The organism is Rivularia sp. PCC 7116 (assembly GCF_000316665.1).
Classification (GTDB): domain Bacteria; phylum Cyanobacteriota; class Cyanobacteriia; order Cyanobacteriales; family Nostocaceae; genus Rivularia.
Genome location: NC_019678.1, coordinates 4,005,660 through 4,024,709 on the forward strand (window position 1 = coordinate 4,005,660; position 19,050 = coordinate 4,024,709).

Here is a 19,050-nt window from a genome sequence, read left to right on the forward strand (position 1 = left end):
TTTGCATAACATGAAGCGATGAAATCAAGATGAAATCGACTAAATCAATAGTTATAAATATTTTTATTTCCATAGTTGGATGGGAAACAAGTAAATTAAACAATACTCTAAATAAAACTATTCCCTATTACCAATTACCATGTCTAACATCACAACAGCAGAAAAAGTAAAACTATATAGAATGTCTACTCCAGAGCATGAATGTCCTTGGGGATTAAAAGCAGTTAATTTACTTAACGAAAAAGGAATTGAATTTGAAGATAATAAACTAACATCTCGCGAACAAGTAGACGCTTTTAAAACCAAATATCACATTGAAACAACACCGCAAATTTTCTTTGACGATCAAATAATTGGTGGTTATAGCGAACTTGCAGAAAAATTAGACGTTGAAGCCGAAGGAGCAGAATATTCTTACATTCCGGTTATTGCAATATTTTCAACAGCAGGATTAATGGCTCTAGCAACCACTACAGGAATCACTGGATTTATGGGTTTTTCTTTATCCCTGCTAGCTTCTTTAAAATTAATGGATATCGAATCCTTTGCTGAAAGCTTTCAAAAATACGATTTAATAACTAAGAAAATTAAACCCTACGCTAAAGTATATCCTTTTGCGGAATTAGCAATTGCTCTCGGTTTTCTTTCGGGGGTTGCTCCACTAGCAACAGGTATCACTTCTTTATTTATTGGTGTCAGCGGAGCGATTTCGGTGGTGAAAGCAGTATATATTGATAAATTGGCTCTTAATTGTGCCTGTGTGGGAGGAAATTCCCAAGCGCCATTAGGAATTGTCAGCTTTGCAGAAAATGCAATTATGGCAATTATGGGAGCAACACTGATTTATTCTGCTGCTACCGGAGAAGTTGAAGCAGCCAAACTAAAACAAGTTGAACCAAATGCAATCTTAAGCTCGCAAAATACTTGAAGCTAGGTAGAATTAAAATTATAATGCATCCGCTTTTGTGGAAGTTGGTTTAATGTTTAATGTATTTTAATTCAAAGGGTTCTTAACGTGCTTCGTAAAATTACACTTGTTTCTATCATCTGTTTACTGATACTTTCTACTACTTCGTGTACCGATAATCAAACAAATATTTCAGAATTAGAAGCAACTCAAGCCCCTTCTGGAACAGTAAATTCTTCAGAAGTTGAAGCAACTCCAATACCTAATTCAAATAACAATAAATTACCCGTCACAGTAAAAAGTGCAGTATTATCGGATGCTGCACAGCGTGTTAGTAAACCCATAGCTGCATTGCTAATAACTCAAGCAGAAAAACAAAGTTGGGGAGACAGTTGTTTGGGTTTAGCTCAAACAGGTAAAGTTTGCGCTCAGGTAATAGTTCCTGGTTGGAAAGTTGTAGTTAATGATGGACTGCGCGATTTAGTTTATCGTACTGACAATAAAGGTAAGCAAGTAAAGTTAGAAGATTCACAACAGTGAACAGTGAACAGTTGGTAAAATTGATTTTTTAATGGGTATAGACAAATAAATTTTTCTCTACCCCCTCTTCCTCCTCCCTCCTTATCACGAATTACGAATTACTAATTACTAATTATGCTCACCACCAATCATATTTATTGAACAAATATTCCCCATCCCTGCATTCCCTCTAATTCCAACTAACTAGACAAAGCTTGCTTAACTCGGGAAGGCCAGAAATATTCTCCAAAACCTTTGGTAAGATTGCTAGGATTAGTTTGACTGTCAATTTCCGAACCCCATCTATTACCGGTGGAAACAAGACCAAATTTATCTCCGGGTTGAAAATGCCAAGCTAACATTCCAATTTTTAACGGCAGTGCATTTCGATATACTAATCCCGGAGCTTGGAAACGATTGAAATCATTTTCACCAGCATTTCCCACCTCTCCAATTAATAATGCATGTCCTTTTTTCTGTACCCTATAAAGATAGTCAATGAATTTTGCATCCATTTTTTTGTTTCCATGCGCCCAAAGGTCATAAACGTGAAGGCTAAAAATAATATTTTCGTAACTCTTGCCGTCAAAAAACTTTAGTTTATATCCTTGATGCAAAATAGCGCTGCTTTTCTCATCTACCATTTCTAAATCCCAGCTATCGCTATCTTGTCCGCAGCTATCAGCATCAACCACAATCGGATTTTTCGCACCAACGCGATCGCGAATCAATCGAATCATTTCCTGGTGGATTTTTACCCATTCTGGAGAAACTCCTTTTCCTTTGGATACGACTCCTGGTTCGTTGATAATATTAAACCAAACATAAGGATTTGTTTTGTAACGTTCGGCTATAGTTTTCCAAAAATCATTCAACAACAGCAAATCATTTCCTTGAGGATAGCTGCAAGTCCAGTCATGAGCCTCTAACATGACAACAATCTTTTTATTCGTAAATGCTGCAACAATCTTATCGAGACTTTGTAAAGCTATTTCTCGATGTGTTGACCATTGCCATTGTGACATGCGTTGACCTTGCCAAATTTGTTCTTTTAAACCAACTGTTGCACGTACAATATTAAAATTCCAATCATTTTGAATCGAATTTACTAGTTTTGCCGCACCACCAAGTTCTTTGGCATCCCATCCCATAAAATTCCAACCATTGATATTTGCACCAATAGGTATAAACTCTCTGCCTTCAGGGGATACTATTTTTGTACCATGTACCTGGAAGTACTTGCTTTGAGCATTTGAAATATTATTAAAACCTAATAAATTGTTTTCATTTACGAATAGATTTAATATCGGTGTTAAACATAAAGTTACAGTAAAAATAATTATCAGTGAGATAGCTTTTTTCTTCAATATCATCAACCTATAATATCTGATTAATGGATTTACCTGAATTACGCTAGATATAAAACAAGTTCCATTACTATTATTATGTTGTTTTTGACAATTTTAAAATAAATATTTTCTACAGGCAAAAAATAGTATATTCGCACCTGCGTTGAATTTTAACTGTAAAGACGTAGCATTGCTATATATTTATAATTGCTACGTCTGTCTCGGGTTGTCAGAAAAAGAATTCAAAAAATCCTGGAACCGAGAACCCCAATTAAAGCAATTAAGCCCAAACCTCTACGAAAGTAATTAACACCTTGAAATAATTCTTCCCAAGCCCAAGTAAATATGCAACCAAAAGCAAGCAAGTCCAAGCCTGTATAAATTTGACCGCTATTAAAAACAAGTTTGAGTAAACTCGCTACACCCCATGCAATCAAGGGTGGGTTTGGCGGTTGAGCAATCACAATATTGCCATCGCGATCGCGAAACACTTTGTCAAATAATGAATTTTCCATTGTCATAATACACCTACCCAGAATATTACTATTTATTTTTGGTGAAGCCTTTTCATGTCACCAATATTAAAATAATTTTTGTCAAAAAAACTCTACTGCTAGTATGTTGTGTCGCTGTATAAACTTACTTTTATACTACTTCTATTTATATATATCTGTAGGTATTTTGAACTCAAATAAATAAAGCAATCATAATGAAATAATGGTTACCTTTCATGAGTTAATAATAATTAGGCACTAATAGCTAAGAACTAATAACTGTCAACTAACAACTAAGAAATGATTACAGGTAACACTAAGCTACTGGGAGTAATCGGACATCCGGTAGAACATTCCCTATCTCCATTAATGCATAATGCAGCCTTAGAAAAGTTAAGATTGGATTATGTTTATCTTCCCTTTCCCATCGAACCCCAAAACTTAGCAACAGCTCTCGATGGATTTGCAGCTATTGGTGTTGTAGGATTTAACGCTACAATTCCTCACAAACAAGCCATAGTCCCAAAACTATCAAATATTGAACCCATCGCTAGGGCTGTAGGTGCAGTTAATACTGTTGTTCGTAAAGATGATAAATGGATAGGTACAAATACAGATGTCGAAGGATTTATTGCACCATTGCAATCCTTAGATAGAGACTGGAGCCAAACTAATGCACTGGTTTTAGGTAATGGTGGTGCAGCTAGAGCAGTTGTAGCAGGTTGTACTCAATTGGGTTGTGCATCGGTTCGCGTCGTAGGGCGCAATTTGCAAAAATTAGAAGAATTTCGCGATAGTTGGCAAGACTCTCCATTGTCTCCATTAAAAGTAAACGTACAAGTTCATGAATGGGGATATATCCCAGAAATAATCAAAGAAGCAAACTTATTAATAAACACAACCCCCATAGGTATGTATCCCAAAATCGACAATTCGCCAATCAACGCAGATTTATTTTTGCATCTACCTAAAGATACAATTGTCTACGATCTAATTTATACCCCCAGCCCGACAAAATTTTTGCAATACGCACAGCAGGCAGATAAAACTGCGATCGACGGTTTGGAAATGCTAGTTCAACAAGGTGCAGCAGCTTTAAAAATTTGGTTGCGACGGGAAACTGTTCCAGTCGATGTAATGCGTAAAACCTTGCAGCAGCAGCTTTATAAGTAAGCGTACAGATAATCAATTTAAGCGGTATTGCCACCTGAAAGCTCATAACTGACATTTTATAAGTCAAAACTTCAACATCGATCGGAATTCTTAAAGCTTAACTTATTTACTTTTTACACATTTATCGTATCATTGGTTATAGCAATTAATACTTTCATAGATGAAACTCTATGCTAATCATTAAAAAAGTATAAAGGTGACTATCTGTGGTTCACTTAGACTTATTCGCAATATAATTTGCTGAATTATGTTCTGGTCTCAAAAAGATGAAGTAAAAAAAATCATCCATAAGATAGTTTTTTTTACTCTCTGAGATGATATTTACTTATTAGCGGGGTTTTGTTTGGAATTTTGCTGCTAATCGAATAACTTATTGTCAATAATATTTTCTTTTATGTCTTGCCAAGCTTTTATGTTTGAGCAGGGATAGATAATTATTGTCTGAATCAGTGAAAAATGAATAGTTCAAGCAATCGAACGAAATAAACAACTGATACTAAAAAATGATGTTTAAAAAATGCAAATAACCAATCGTATCCATTTCAGAAACCTACGCGGTGACATTTTTGGTGGTTTAACTGCGGCAATTATTGCTTTACCGATGGCGTTGGCTTTCGGGGTAGCTTCTGGTGCTGGTCCTGCAGCAGGTCTTTACGGTGCTGTATTAGTCGGCTTTTTCGCAGCATTATTTGGTGGTACTCCGACATTAATATCCGAACCCACCGGTCCAATGACCGTGGTAATGACTTCGGTTATTGCTCAGATGATTGCATCAACGGGTGATAGAGCAAGTGGATTAGCATTGGCTTTTACTGTTGTAGTAATGGCTGGGATAATTCAGATAGCCCTTGGTGCATTGAAGTTAGGAAGATACGTTACTTTAATGCCTTATACGGTAATTTCCGGTTTCATGTCGGGAATTGGGATAATTCTAATTATTCTGCAAACAGCACCGTTTTTAGGACAGAAAAGTCCTGGGGGTGGGGTAATTGGTACGGTCACAAATATACCTAACTTAATTGCAAATATTCAACCTATTGAAACTTTTTTGGCGGTATTAACCATCGCCATTCTGGTATTTTCTCCGAAGCAGATAAATAAATATATTCCCCCGCAGCTATCGGCTTTAGTTATCGGAACAGTTGTTTCTCTTGTTTTCTTTGGAAATGTAGAAGATATCCGCAGAATTGGTGAAATCAAAGCCGGTTTACCCCAATTCGTAATGCCTTCACTTAGACCAGAACTATTCCAAACCATGCTCATCGATGCTTTGGTTTTGGGTATGTTGGGTTGTATTGATGCTCTACTAACCTCAGTAGTTGCTGATAGTTTAACTCGCACGGAACACAATTCTAATAAAGAATTAATCGGTCAAGGTATAGGTAATATCGTTTCTGGATTATTCGGCGGTATTGCCGGTGCTGGTGCGACAATGGGAACGGTTGTTAACATTCAAACAGGCGCTCGCACGGCGCTTTCTGGTTTAACTCGCGCCTTGATTTTGTTGGTTATAGTATTATGGGCTGCACCTTTAACTTCTGTAATTCCCCTGGCAGTATTAGCAGCTATTGCGCTGAAAGTAGGTATAAATATTATCGACTGGAGCTTCCTCAAGCGCGCTCATAAGGTATCTCCGAAAGCTGCGTTGATTATGTACGGTGTAATTATTCTCACCGTATTCGTTGACTTAATTGTTGCGGTAGGTGTTGGGGTATTCGTTGCTAATATCTTGACCATCGAACGTTTGAGTAATCTTCGTTCTGAAGAAGTGAAGACAGTTACCGATGCTGACGATGCGATTATCTTAAATGATGTAGAAAGAGATTTATTAGATAGAGCAAACAATCGCGTGTTGCTGTTCCAATTAGAAGGGCCGATGATATTTGGTGTTGCTAAAGCCATAGCCCGCGAACAAACCGCGATGAAAGACCATGACGTATTGATTTTGGACTTGAGTCAAGTTCCACACATTGGTGTAACAAGTTCTTTAGCGATAGAAAATGCTATTAAAGAAGCAATTGATAGCGGTCGTCATGTATTCATAGTTGGTGCAGCAGCTAAGATTAAGCAAAGACTGGAAAAACTAGGCATCTTGAATGTGTTACCTCCACATCACATACTTGAAACACGCGAGGAAGCATTAAGACAAGCGCTAAGCTTAGTTACCTATACCAGCGATGAGGTGCCCAACTATCCAACCACTGGCTTTAACGAAACAGCAATGGGATAGTACACCATCGAATTAATTTTGCAGAGCAAAACTGTTCGTAGTAATGACTGTCTTCCTTAAATAATGCGGAAATACGGTCCTTACTACGAACCGACTCCTAATTAAAAAAAGCAGTATAAAGACGCTTTAATAGTGATAAATACAACTAAAAAATTTTTAAAGTTATTTGAAATTACTTAATAGGCTTTATGAATTCAAAACTTTGTATTGAAAGCTTAAAAACCGAAATTCTTTATCCATCATCTCAAAATTGTGAGTCATAGAATTTACACAATGATATGAGTAAAAGAGATTAATCCAACATTATTGAAAATAAAGGATTAAGGGAGTTAGGATAATTTTAGATCGCTCATAGTTGCTACCACATTCTTGAAATAGCTATTTAATATTTGGTTCGCATTAATGTGTTTTAGCTTAAAATCTCAAAGACAAGAAAACTTTTATCCGGAGAATTAGTTGATACGTTGATGAATTATCCACTTGAACAGCTGCTGCCAAGCAATTACTTACTGGCAACAGCAGAAGCTGAAAATGCACCCATTGTCCTTGCAGGTGTGTTACTGAGTCTAATTGTAATTTATCTTGCAAGTAAACTAGGCGGTGAGTTGTCTAGAAAGCTCGACTTCCCTCCAGTATTGGGTGAATTAGTTGGTGGTGTACTAGTCGGTGCTTCGGCTCTAAATCTCCTAGTGTTCCCCGAAACCGGTGCGAGTGCTTCCGACTCGTTACTAATGACTGTTTTACAACTTTTCGATGACATCAGCCCGGAAGCAGTAACGTCAATATTTGAAAGCCAAAGCGAAGCAATTTCGATTTTGGCAGAATTAGGTGTAATTGTTCTGCTGTTTGAAATTGGTTTAGAATCCGATTTACGAGAACTGCAAAAAGTCGGTTATCAAGCTGCTGTTGTGGCGGTGGTAGGAGTAGTTGCTCCTTTCGTGGCTGGTACTGCGGGTTTGATGTTTTTGTTTAACGTGTCTACAATTCCCGCTGTTTTTGCAGGTGCGGCTTTAACTGCAACTAGTATTGGTATCACTTCAAAAGTTTTATCGGAGTTAGGACATCTCAAATCAGCAGAAGGACAAATTATCGTTGGTGCGGCAGTAATTGATGACGTTTTAGGTATTATCGTTTTAGCAGTAGTAGCAAGTTTAGCAAAAACTGGTGAAGTTGATATCTTCAATGTAATTTATCTAATTATTAGCGCCAGTGCTTTTCTAATCGGTTCAATTTTGTTGGGCAAATTCTTCAATAAAGCCTTCCATTTGAGTGCCGAATTTTTTCAAACTAGAGGAAATATAGTAATTCCCGCGTTTATCTTTGCACTGTTTATGTCTTTCGTTGCCAATGCAATTCACTTAGAAGCAATTTTAGGTGCTTTTGCTGCTGGTTTAGTTTTGGATGAAACCGATACACGCAATGAATTAGACGAACAAGTAATTCCCATCGCAGATATACTGGTGCCAATTTTCTTCGTAACTGTTGGAGCCAGAGTTGATTTAAGCGTACTTAATCCTGTGGTTCCCGAAAATCGTCAAGGTTTAGTTCTAGCGATCTTTTTGATTGTAGTTGCGATTATCGGTAAAGTAATTACAGGTTGGGCAGTCTTCGGCAAGCCCGAAATTAATCGCTTAGCCATTGGTGTAGGAATGATTCCACGGGGTGAAGTTGGACTGGTATTTGCCGGAATTGGTGCAGCTAGCGGCGCACTTGATAAGCCCTTGCAAGCTGCAATCATTATTATGGTGATTTTGACGACGTTTTTAGCGCCACCTTTTCTGAGGTTTTCCTTTGGAGACGCATCTGAAGATGCTGTAGAAGAAGCAGATGCTGCTAGTTAAGGATTCAATATTTCTTTAGTGTAAAAATCATTAAGTCACCAGTTATGGTGGCTTTTTTTATTAGACGGAGTAAGTTAAAGGTCAAATTTATAATATCCGAGTTTTACAGCTGATATTTCACATCGGAATTAAAACTTTGATTATAATAGCTTTTTAATATCTTTTATGCCAAACTTGTGTTGATAAAGCTTTTTAAACTGGTTGTATAAAAATTATTTTTTATAAATAGCATCTCATACCTTCAACCTTTGACCTTTAACCTTTACCCTTTGAGCTTTTATATTTTTCTATGGAACAAATATTACAAGAACTTTCCAAAAGTCCTTTAATTGCTTTTACTATTCTTTTACTAGTAATTCTAGTAGTACCACCAATTTTTGAACGTTTGCGGCTTCCGGGATTAGTGGGGTTATTAGCAGCAGGAGTAGTTTTAGGCCCCGATGGTTTAGGAATCTTGAATGCAGAAACTGAAACCATGAAATTGCTATCGGACATAGGTAAAATTTATCTGATGTTTGTAGCTGGTTTAGAAATAGATTTAGAAGATTTTCGTAAAAATAAAGACCGTTCTTTGGGTTTTGGAATTGCAACTTTTTTAATTCCACTTATTTTTGGGGCTATTGTAGGAAGGTTATTTGGTTTTGGTTGGAATCCCTCAGTTTTAATTGGTTCTCTACTCGCTTCTCATACTCTTTTAGGTTTTCCAATTGTTAACCGTTTGGGAGTTACTAGCAATCAAGCTGTTACCGTAACTATTGGAGCCACAATTTTTACCGATATTGCTGCATTGTTAGTACTTGCAGTTTGCGTTTCCATTAGTGATGGAGAATTTTCTGCTTTTAGTTTAACAAGTCAGTTAGCTACTTTAGCAATCTATTCAGCCATTGTTTTATTCGGTTTTGATTGGGCTGGTAAAGAATATTTTCGTCGCACTGGAGACGAACAAAGCAATCAATTTTTGTTTGTACTGTTGGCAGTATTTTTAGCTTCGGTAGGAGCGCAGATTATCAATGTTGATAAAATTGTCGGAGCATTCTTAGCAGGGTTAGCGGTAAATGATGTTGTCGGACATTCTCCTGTGGAAGAAAAAGTTGAATTTGTTGGAAGTACTTTATTTATTCCTTTTTTCTTCGTAGGAATGGGGTTATTAATAAATTTTTCTGGTTTTGTATCTAGCCTTAGTACTCAACTACCTTTAACTATCGGTATTGTTGGTGGTTTAATTATTAGTAAATTTCTAGCTGCACTTATAGCAAAAATTCTTTATGGCTACAACTGGAATGAAGCCTTAACAATGTGGTCTTTATCATTACCTCAAGTCGCTGCTACTTTAGCTGCTGCATTAGTAGGTAAAGATGCAGGAATAATTACAGATGCAGTGTTTAATACTATAATTGTTTTAATGTTAGTTACGGCTATTTTGGGTCCTGTATTAACATCAAGATTCGGAAGTAAATTAACAGTTCCCAAAGCAAGTTTAGAACAAGATTCTACAAAACAACAAGTAGAAGCCGAAGATGCAGAATTTAATATAGATACCGACAACTTTATTTACAACAGTCTCTTTAAGGTAGTAGTACCTATTTATAATCCTCATACCGAAAGATATCTAATTGAAATGGGAGCATTATTAGCCCATCACGAACAAGGCATAGTTGTGCCTTTATCAATTCCTAAAGCTCACGTTCATATGGACGAACCCCAGCTAAAAGTTTCCATCAAAAGAAGCAAAAAATTATTACAGCAAGCACTAAAAATCAGTCAAGAATTCCAAGCCCAAGCCAAACCGGTAATTCGTATTGATGATGATGTTGCTAGGGGAATTAGTCGCGCCGCCAGAGAACAAAATGCTGATTTAATTGTTATGGGGTGGAGTCCAACCAGTAGTTTACAGGCCCGTTTATTTGGTAATATTATTGATAATGTTTTTTGGGCTGCTCATTGTCCGGTAGCAGTAATGCGTTTGCTAGACGAACCAATAAACATTCACAGAATTCTCGTTCCTGTTGGTAACATTACACCAGAAATATTGCGTGCAATTCAATTTGCTCAACTTTTCGCCGACACAAACGAAGCATCTGTAACATTATTGCATGTCCGTCCGCGCAAAACGACTGATAAAGAAATTGCATTATTTGAATCCGAACTTTCATCATATCTGAGTAATAGTAAATCCCAGAAAGAAGTAGTAATTAGGACAATTCGTCACGATGACGTCGCAAGAGTAATCATTAAAGAAGCCAATTCCTACGATATGGTAATTTTACGTTCCGCTCACCGTCGTACAGCAGGAGGATTAGCAGTTAGTGACGTAAGCAATAAACTGCTTTCATCAATTGACAATTGTTCAATGGTTTTGTTTGGGGAACCGCATTCAGGTTAAACAAGTTGGTTGGAATTTTGATGTGGATTTGAACAAGGCGATTCGGCACAAAGAATACTCTGTCCGCCGACACTCCGCCCCAACCCATTCACGCGGAGCCTGGGAGGTATCTTTCACGGCTTTGTTGCCTCTTAATTCAACCCATATGTTTAGTTAAAGGTTAGAGTTTGGTTATTCTCTGGGAACTTAAAAAAGTATGTTTTGATGCACCGATTAATATTACTACTATTCATATCTGGATTCAAATAATCTTATTAGTAGATATGTTCATACATCAAAAAAAACTCAATCATAGATTCACATCAATTCTTATGATTATGTTTTATTGACTATAAACTCAGTAAAGTCATGATTATTTGGTAACAATAAAGTTTTACTTATATACCTAATATTATATTTATTTAATAATTACCGATTTAGGGTATATATTTTTGATGCTAAACGTTGTATTCTAGTTTTAATACCAGTTAAGAATGTAAAAAAACAAACCAGACAGCGAACAGATTTATGTTCATTGCATCGTAGATCTCTATAGTTGCTATAAGTTTTTTCCACAGCAGACTACATTGACATTTGCTGATAGTTTCTTGCTGTTTGTAGCAGTAAGCCAAACGTTTTTATATTAGCAAAATCGAGTAGTTATTGTTAATTTTTGTAATGCCTAAAAAACATAGAACTACTTATAAGGAGACCCAAATGACGGATGTGAATTCAGTTTCTCGCCGCAAATTTCTTGTGAAAACAGGGTTGTCGGCAGGGGCAGTTTTGCACAAAGGTTGCATGGGGAATCCACCAGAAGCGGGAGGTGAGAACCCTCAAAATACAACGTTTGGGTAAGTAAAAGTACGATGTTTCCTAGATTAAAGAAGCAAAATTTAACACTGAAAGGAAGAGGCTGCGTAGCAGCCAAGCAAAGACCGAACGATTCCGAAATTTAAGAAGTGAATATTGGAAACAAGTTAAACAAATAGACCAGGCCATGCTTGCCTGCCGTTCTGACCCCTAAGTTCTGAATCAAGGAGGAATTATTACGTGGATTTTTTGTCCGATTTTGTGACGCTCTTCCTAGGGAAGTTGCAGTCCCCGACACTCGGTTTTCTAATTGGTGGTATGGTAGTTGCCGCCGTCAATAGCCGACTACAAGTTCCAGATCCGATTTATAAGTTCATCGTCTTCATGCTGCTCATAAAAGTCGGCTTGAGCGGCGGCATTGCAATCCGCAATGCCAATCTGGTGGAGATGCTGTTGCCTGCGGTGTTCGCCGTAGTAGTGGGCATCCTTATCGTGTTTATCGGGCGCTACACCTTGGCCAAGTTGCCGAACGTCAAAACCGTGGATGCCATTGCGACTGCAGGCTTGTTCGGTGCCGTGAGTGGCTCTACCCTCGCCGCGGCCCTGACGCTACTGGAATCGGAAAATATCTTCTACGAACCTTGGGCCGCCGCACTCTATCCCTTCATGGATATCCCAGCACTCGTGACTGCCATCGTTTTGGCCAGCATTTATACTACCAAGAAGCGCCGTCGCGAAGACGAGTCTCTCAGCAAGCAGAAGTATCTCACCGGGCAGAGCGTTACCGCAGGCGGGTATCCTAACGAGCAGGGCATGACCGCAGGCGGGTATCCCAGCGAGCAGCGCTTTAGCACAGGCGGGTATGGTAGCGAGCAGGGCATTATCGCAAGCGGGTATCCCAAGCGCGATACCGCAAGCAAGCGGGTGAAGATATGGCCCATCATTCAGGAAAGCCTCCAGGGTTCTGCCCTATCGGCACTGCTGCTCGGTCTCGCTCTAGGTATCCTAACCCGCCCGGAAAGTGTATATGAGAGCTTCTTCGATCCTCTCTTTCGCGGTTTGCTTTCAATACTGATGCTGGTAATGGGTATGGAGGCCACGGCAAGGCTTGGCGAGCTGCGTAAGGTGGGTCAGTGGTACGCCCTATATGCCGCAGTAGCGCCGCTGCTGCATGGACTCATCGCCTTCGGTTTCGGCTGGATTGCTCATGAAATCACGGGATTCAGCCCTGGCGGTGTCGTTATCCTGGCCGTCATTGCCGCCTCCAGTTCAGACATCTCAGGACCGCCCACTTTACGGGCAGGTATCCCGTCGGCCAATCCCTCTGCTTACATCGGCTCGTCCACAGCCGTCGGCACGCCGGTTGCGCTTGCCATAGGAATACCGCTCTTCATCGGGCTTGCCCAGGCATTAATGAGCAGTTGATGCCACAGGGGTCGCACCGGCTAGATTAGCGCCTGGGGCGTGCGGTGTTGACCTTTGTCTGAGTTTCTATGTAGTTTAATGAATACACACGTAAGGAGGTAACCAACATGACCCAGCAAGCCGCCAAGCTTGTCATCGTCACAGAAAAGTTGTTGATGAAAAAAATCGCTAAGATTATCGACGAAGCCGGGGCTACCGGTTATACGGTGGTGCCCGCTGGTGGTAAAGGCAGTCGCAACGTGCCCTCATCGGGACAACCCACCGTTTCCTCCGACAACTTCTCGAATATCAAGTTCGAGGTGCTCACCCCAAATCGGGATATGGCCGTGAAGATTTCGGATGAGGTTGCAGCCCAGTTTTTCGACGATTATTCAGGTATCGCTTATCTCTGTGACGTGATGGAGGTATTGCACGCACACAAGTTCTGATTCAAAACCCAGCCAATCGAACCCAAAAAGCCGGGGCATGACGGACAACCTTAGAAGTTATTTCAGGAGGAAAAAACTTTTAAGGGAACCCTTGAACTCGGCTTTTTGGTGAGCGTATTTTGTGCCTACGAAAGGTTGATGTCGGCGAATAAGTCATTTCGATACCCAATTACGTCGTCATTTTTATAACGCTTCATCCATGTGTCGCAAGCGACTATAGCAGTTTTCAGTTGAATAGAATATACCCCTCTACTGGCGGAAGGAGAGGGGAAGGGGGTGAGGTTTCTTAAACCGTATTGCACTCAAATGAAAAGCGCTATATTGAACTGGCTTAGGTCTTAAGGTTGCATAAATTTGGAAACCATTCTAGATAGTTCGCACGCATAAAACCTAAAAATAGGAATTAATAGTTCTCCTTGTCTTCCATTACCAATTAGCTACTACCAAATCACTTCAATCTTTCAATCAAATGCTCCCCAACCCGCAAAGCGTTGGCGATAACCGTTAAAGCGGGGCTGGTTGCAGACATCGAAGGGAAAAAACTGCTGTCAACGACGTAAAGATTATCTATATCATGGGTACGACAGTTAAGGTCGAGGACTGAAGTTTTTGCATTTTCTCCGAAGCGACAAGTACCGGATTGATGAGCTACTACTTGAATTGGTGTTTCACCACGGGGATAAATATTTTGTTTGTTTCCGTCAATGGATTTAAGTACGTCAATCCAACGATAAACTAACCTGTCGTGGGCTTCGGCATTATTGGCTGTATAATCTACATATAATTTTGAGCCTTGAAAACGAACGCGGTTTTTAGGAACTGGTAAATCTTCAGTTTGCAACCACCAACCGATAGAGCGTTTCGCTAACTGTTTTAAACCAAATCCCGGCATCAATTTAGCAGCAACAGATAATAATGGTGGAGACTCGGCAAAAATCACATCTTGAAGAATACCACCAGAATTTTGAATATGACCCATTGGGTAAGAAAAATTTTCATCTCCCCAATAAAAATCATTAATATAGCGAGTCCTTTGAAATAATCCAGAATTGGGAGTGTTAGTAATTTGTACTAACGTCGTCATCAACTGCTTCATTAAATTACACCCCACAAATTCCGAACTATTTGCTAATCCTTTGGGATGTTTTTCATTCGCAGAACTTAAAAGTAAAGCTGCTGAATTTATCGCTCCACAGGAAAGAACAATAATATTTCCCATAAACAAATAAGAGCGATCGCCAATTTTTGCTTCTACAGCTTTAACTTCTGTGCCTGAAGGATTGGTATGCAAACCAACAACTCTAGCTTTCGTTTTCAGGGTGACATTATCATAGGATTTAATCGTAGGAGAAATTCCCGTATCTTCAGAATCAGTTCTTCCTTGATTACCAACACCGATAGGAAGGTATGCTGGGTGCAATCCTTTTTTAGCTATACGATTACAAATATCTTCTACTTGGGGTTCGCTATCAACCACCGGAAAGGGAAAATCTTCACTCCTGGAAGGTTCAGTTAAATCATCGCCAGTTTTACCGTGGACTTGATAGAGTTTTTCAGCTTCAGTGTAGTAAGGTTCAAAATCCTTATATTTAACTTCCCATTCTGGAGAAACACCATCTTGATGCTGAATCTTCTCAAAATCCTTTTCTCGCATTCTTTGCAGCACACCACTATAAATTTTGGTATTACCACCAACCGAATAACTAGTTTGAGGATGAAAAGGCTCACTTTCGCTGTCATACCATTGTTGTGGCGCATGAAAGTCTTCTTTCTTAAAAACTTCCACCTCAACTAATTCCGAACTTTCTTTTTCTAAAAAATCTCCTTGTTCCAAAACAAGAATCTTTTTACCAGTAAGTGCTAACTTGTGAGCTAAAGTTCCTCCGCCAGCACCAGTACCGATAATTATTACATCGTAATTTTGGTCGTCGATAATCATTTTTAATAGTTAGTTGTTAGTTGATAGTTGTTAGTTAATTAACTGTTAACTGTTAACTGTTCACTGTTAACTGTTCACTGTTCACTGTTCACTGTTCACTGTTCACTGCCAAATATATAAAAGTAGAAACAAAACAATCCAAATCACATCAACAAAGTGCCAAAATAATGAAGTTGCATCAACTCCATAATGACCGTTTTCATAATTACCGGGAATGAAAGAACGAATCAACATTGTCAACTGCAACAACACACCACTTAAAACGTGCAAGCCGTGGAATCCTGTTAATAAATAAAACATTCCACCAAATACACCTGATGTGAAGCTGAATTCTAAAGCATTCCATTCAACAGCTTGACCGTAGAGAAAATAACTACCCATAGCCATTGTTAACAGCCAAAATATACGAAAACCCCAAAGATTATCTTTCTTTAAAAACCTTTCCGCAAAATAAATGACAAAACTACTGGAAACAAGAATTACTGTATTTATGAATGGTTCTCTAACTTCTAATCCTTCAACACCTGCTGGCAGCCAATCAACAGTTGTGGTTTTATAAACAATATATCCAGCGAAAAAACTGAGGAAAATAACGCTTTCCGATAGCAGAAAAACAATGAAGCCAAACATACTATTGCCTTCTTCATCATGCTCGTGTTCCGCTAAATTTTCATTATTTGCTAACTCTAATTCTTGTAATGAATTCTCATCTTTTAACTGCATTGCTTCACCGTCTATAGTACTCATAATAATAAAGGTAATGGGTAATGGGTAATGGGTAAGAAGTAGGAGTGAGGAGTTTAAAGTTAAGAATTAATAGTTTTGAATTATTTCTATCCCCTCTCCCCCTTCTACCCCCTCTCTAATTAAGCTCAGAAGGATTAGCTACTAACTTCTCTGGTGTTGATTTTCCATAACCGTAGGGTTCCTCCATCACAATCGGAAGTTGTTTTTCAAAGTTTTCTACAGGTGGTGGTGAAGAAACTAACCATTCCAAGCCAATGGCACGAAACGGATTGTCTGGTGCTTTCTTGCCGTCAACCCAAGAACTAATAACGTTAAGTAAAAACGGTAACGTAGACATTCCCAACACAAATCCACCAATACTAGCAATTACATTCCAAAAAGCAAATTCTGGGTCGTAAGAAGCTACTCGTCTTGGCATTCCTTGCAGTCCTAAAGGATGCATGGGAAAGAAGTTGAGGTTTGCACCGATGAAGGTTAACCAAAAGTGCAGTTTACCCAAACCTTCGTAATACATTCTTCCTGTCATTTTAGGGAACCAATGGTACAAAGCAGCATAAACACCCATCACTGTTGCACCATAAATCACATAATGGAAGTGACCGACTACGAAGTAGGTATTATTAACGTGAATATCAACGGGAACCGCAGCAAGCATAATACCCGTAATCCCAGAAAATACGAACATCACCAATCCACCCAAAGCGAATAACATTGGTGTGTCAAGACGTAACTTTCCTCCCCAAATTGTCCCCACCCAAGCAAATACTTTTATTCCAGTGGGCACAGAAATCAACATTGTAGAGAACATGAATAGCATCCGCATCCAACCAGGAGTACCGCTAGCAAACATGTGGTGAACCCAAACCACAGCGCTCAATCCCGTGATAATCAGCGATGAAACTGCTACTACTTTGTAACCAAATAAAGGTTTGCGGGAATAAACTGGAAATACTTCCGAAAAAATTCCAAATACTGGCAGTATAATTACGTAAACAGCAGGATGGGAATAGAACCAGAAAAAGTGCTGATACAATACCGGGTCGCCACCTTTCGCGGGGTCAAAGAAACTGGTTCCTACAGATAAATCAAACAATAACATTACCGCACCAGCAGTCAGCGCAGGCAATCCAAACAGTTGAATCATCTGGGCGCTTAATACCGTCCACACATAGGCAGGCATTTTGAAGAAACCCATTCCCGGCGCTCTCATACGGAAAATTGTAGTCACAATATTTACCGCACCCAAAATCGAAGATATCCCCGATAATGCTACAGCTATCAACCACAGGAATTGTCCGTTGAACAAAATACCCGCAGGATTTTGAGTACTTACCGGTGGGTAAGACCACCAGCCAGATTGAGCGGGACCACCAGGAACCAAGAAACTCGCCATCAGTATAGTTCCAAACACTGGAACCATCCAAAAGGCAAGAGCATTGAGACGAGGAAACGCCATATCACGCGCCCCAATCTGTAAAGGTACGAGGTAGTTTGCCAAACCAGCCAGCACCGGGAAAGTCCACATAAACAGCATTATCGTACCGTGCATGGTAAACATGGCATTATAAACGGTACGGTCAACAAGATCGGATTCAGGAGTGATTAATTCACCCCGAATAATCATCGCGAAAATGCCGCCAATCAGGAAAAATATGAAGGCAGTAACGATATATTGAATACCTATTACTTTGTGGTCGGTACTAAAAGTAAAATAAGTTTTCCAAGTCGTCGGTGGATGATGATGTCCTTCATGATGTTGCCCTTGAGCAACTTCAGTATTTGTAGGTTTGGTACTAGTCATTTAGATTTTGGATTTACGATTTTAGATTTTAGATAACTGCTCACTGCTCACTGATAACTGATTAATCGTGATAATTAACAACAGGAGGCTCTGCTGGTTTAACTGTTGCCCAACTAGTATTAATTGCCTTATCGGATTTACTGGTATATTCAGCTACTGCTTGATTGTATGCGGCGGATGGTTCGCGGTTTTGAGCAACTTTTAGCCATTCTTGATATTTTTCTGGGGATTCAACAACTACATCAGCCTGCATTGCTGCGAAGTAAGTTCCACTATATTGAGAATCCCGGAGTCTATATTTACCTTCAAGAATGGGAGTAAATTGAAAATTGATTATTTCACCAGGAATTACATCTTGCTTTACCCGGAATGCGGGAATATAAAAACCGTGAATAACGTCTTCTGATTGCAATGTTAAATAAGCTGGTTTGTTTACGGGTAAATGTAGTTCGGTACTGCTAATATTTTGCTGTGGATAATTAAAAATCCAAGCCCACTGTTTAGATATAACTTCGATTTTTTCTGAATCCTTAATCGGTGGTGCAACCTCCGGATTTATCTTCATAGACATATGTTGATTTTGTATAGAACCAAGAATAGACATTTGGTCGTAAACTTGGTAGCTATAAACACCAATCCAAATCACTAAAACAAATGGAATTGCCGTCCAAACTACTTCTAAAGTAATATTACCTTCTATAGCAGGGCCATCGCTAACATCGTACTTTCCCGCACGATTAAATATTATTGAATATACTATTGCTGCCGTAACCCCTAAAAAGATAAATGCTCCCAGCGTCACCAAAAAACTGAATAAATCATCTACTAATAGAGATTGAGCAGTAGCTTGCGGAGGAAGCCAAGAATAAGCCTGTTGTCCAATCCATAGACTAACAACAGCTAAAATAATTGCACTGACAATTATTGATAAAATATCGCGTATTTTCATAAGTTAGTTGTTAGTTTTTAGTTGATAATTGTTAGTAGTTAGTAATTGATTGATAGTTGGTAGTCACTAATAA

The 19,050-nt window shown here is 39.0% G+C and carries 14 protein-coding genes; 8 read left to right on the forward strand and 6 right to left on the reverse strand.

Features of this window, described 5'->3' with window-relative positions; genetic code table 11:
- Window positions 1-139 precede the first annotated feature (139 nt).
- Both RIV7116_RS15580 and RIV7116_RS33925 read left to right on the forward strand, forming a co-directional pair.
- Window positions 140-928 carry a glutaredoxin gene (locus tag RIV7116_RS15580; RefSeq protein ID WP_015119262.1) on the forward strand — a complete coding sequence of 263 codons (789 nt, stop codon included), beginning with the start codon at window positions 140-142 and terminating at the stop codon, window positions 926-928.
- 87 nt (window positions 929-1,015) lie between these two features.
- Entirely contained in the window at window positions 1,016-1,447 is a 432-nt protein-coding gene (locus RIV7116_RS33925; RefSeq protein WP_015119263.1) for a hypothetical protein, read from the forward strand.
- Window positions 1,448-1,626: 179 nt separating this feature from the next.
- Here RIV7116_RS33925 and RIV7116_RS15590 read toward each other — a convergent pair whose 3' ends face one another.
- Together RIV7116_RS15590 and RIV7116_RS15595 are read right to left on the reverse strand one after the other, a co-directional pair.
- Window positions 1,627-2,799, reverse strand: coding sequence for a glycoside hydrolase family 5 protein (locus RIV7116_RS15590; protein ID WP_015119264.1), 1,173 nt, complete (start codon window positions 2,797-2,799; stop codon window positions 1,627-1,629).
- 218 nt (window positions 2,800-3,017) lie between these two features.
- Window positions 3,018-3,290 (reverse strand): hypothetical protein, encoded by a 273-nt coding sequence (locus RIV7116_RS15595; RefSeq protein WP_044290971.1) that lies wholly within the window; start codon window positions 3,288-3,290, stop codon window positions 3,018-3,020.
- A 279-nt stretch (window positions 3,291-3,569) separates the two neighbouring features.
- Here RIV7116_RS15595 and RIV7116_RS15600 point away from each other — a divergent pair, with 279 nt between their 5' ends.
- From RIV7116_RS15600 to RIV7116_RS15630, 6 genes are all read left to right on the forward strand, one after another.
- Entirely contained in the window at window positions 3,570-4,442 is an 873-nt protein-coding gene (locus RIV7116_RS15600; protein WP_015119266.1) for a shikimate dehydrogenase, read from the forward strand.
- Between the two features lie 517 nt (window positions 4,443-4,959).
- Window positions 4,960-6,672 carry a SulP family inorganic anion transporter gene (locus tag RIV7116_RS15605; protein ID WP_015119267.1) on the forward strand — a complete coding sequence of 571 codons (1,713 nt, stop codon included), beginning with the start codon at window positions 4,960-4,962 and terminating at the stop codon, window positions 6,670-6,672.
- A gap of 467 nt (window positions 6,673-7,139) precedes the next feature.
- Window positions 7,140-8,513, forward strand: coding sequence for a cation:proton antiporter (locus RIV7116_RS15610; protein ID WP_015119268.1), 1,374 nt, complete (start codon window positions 7,140-7,142; stop codon window positions 8,511-8,513).
- A gap of 289 nt (window positions 8,514-8,802) precedes the next feature.
- The gene (locus RIV7116_RS15615; RefSeq protein WP_015119269.1) at window positions 8,803-10,896 is read left to right on the forward strand and encodes a cation:proton antiporter; all 2,094 of its coding nucleotides are present in this window, start codon (window positions 8,803-8,805) and stop codon (window positions 10,894-10,896) included.
- Window positions 10,897-11,928: 1,032 nt separating this feature from the next.
- Window positions 11,929-13,113 carry a sodium-dependent bicarbonate transport family permease gene (locus tag RIV7116_RS15625; protein WP_015119270.1) on the forward strand — a complete coding sequence of 395 codons (1,185 nt, stop codon included), beginning with the start codon at window positions 11,929-11,931 and terminating at the stop codon, window positions 13,111-13,113.
- Window positions 13,114-13,220: 107 nt separating this feature from the next.
- Window positions 13,221-13,541 carry a P-II family nitrogen regulator gene (locus tag RIV7116_RS15630; RefSeq protein ID WP_015119271.1) on the forward strand — a complete coding sequence of 107 codons (321 nt, stop codon included), beginning with the start codon at window positions 13,221-13,223 and terminating at the stop codon, window positions 13,539-13,541.
- Window positions 13,542-13,989: 448 nt separating this feature from the next.
- On the opposite strand, the gene RIV7116_RS15635 is transcribed toward RIV7116_RS15630, so the two are convergent.
- The 4 genes from RIV7116_RS15635 to RIV7116_RS15650 all read right to left on the reverse strand — a co-directional run bounded on the left by RIV7116_RS15635 (window position 13,990) and on the right by RIV7116_RS15650 (window position 18,977).
- Window positions 13,990-15,480: a GMC oxidoreductase gene (locus RIV7116_RS15635; protein WP_015119272.1), complete on the reverse strand. Its 1,491-nt coding sequence runs from the start codon at window positions 15,478-15,480 to the stop codon at window positions 13,990-13,992.
- Window positions 15,481-15,582: 102 nt separating this feature from the next.
- Window positions 15,583-16,227 carry a heme-copper oxidase subunit III gene (locus RIV7116_RS15640; protein WP_015119273.1) on the reverse strand — a complete coding sequence of 215 codons (645 nt, stop codon included), beginning with the start codon at window positions 16,225-16,227 and terminating at the stop codon, window positions 15,583-15,585.
- A gap of 115 nt (window positions 16,228-16,342) precedes the next feature.
- Window positions 16,343-18,028 (reverse strand): cytochrome c oxidase subunit I, encoded by a 1,686-nt coding sequence (gene ctaD, locus RIV7116_RS15645; protein ID WP_015119274.1) that lies wholly within the window; start codon window positions 18,026-18,028, stop codon window positions 16,343-16,345.
- A gap of 61 nt (window positions 18,029-18,089) precedes the next feature.
- Complete coding sequence (locus RIV7116_RS15650; RefSeq protein ID WP_015119275.1) at window positions 18,090-18,977, reverse strand: cytochrome c oxidase subunit II; 888 nt, start codon at window positions 18,975-18,977, stop codon at window positions 18,090-18,092.
- Between the last annotated feature and the right edge of the window lie 73 nt (window positions 18,978-19,050).